Annotated in this window: 1 protein-coding gene; it reads left to right on the top strand. The window is 69.9% G+C overall.

The genetic code is table 11. The features are described from left to right. On the top strand, positions 1–554 hold a 554-nt coding region (locus ACYQ8L_RS18595; RefSeq protein ID WP_459943310.1), incomplete at both ends, for an aldehyde ferredoxin oxidoreductase N-terminal domain-containing protein.

Here is a 554-nt window from a genome sequence, read left to right as displayed (position 1 = left end):
CTGGGGCCGGCCAACAAGCTCGTGTTCGCGCCGGGGCTTCTGGGCGGGTCGGCCGCGCCGATCTCGGGCCGGATCTCGGTGGGCGGGAAAAGCCCGCTCACGGGCACCATCAAGGAGGCGAACGCCGGGGGCCAGGCCGGCCAGATCCTGGCCCGGCTGGGGATCCGGGCCCTGGTGATCGAGGACCAGCCGGCCGACCCGGACAAGCGCTACACCCTGGAACTCCGGAAAGGTTCGGTGAAGCTCGTGGAGAGCCCGGAGCTCAAGGGGCTGGGGAACTACGACACCGTGGCGAAGCTCGTGGAGAAGTACGGGGAGAAGAAGATCGGGTTTGTGACGATCGGGCAGGCGGGGGAGATGGGCCTCACCGCGGCCTCGATCGCCTGCACCGACCGGGAGATGCGGCCCACCCGGCACGCGGGCCGGGGCGGGCTGGGGGCGGTCATGGGGTCGAAGGGCCTCAAAGCCATCGTGCTCGACGACTCCGAGACCCAGATGCGCCAGCCCCAGAACAAGGAGGCGTTCCGGGAGGCCTCGAAGAAGTTCGCGAAAGC

This window comes from Deferrisoma palaeochoriense (assembly GCF_054656955.1).
Note: the sequence above shows the minus strand (reverse complement) of the source record. Positions and strands in the feature narration are given on the sequence as shown.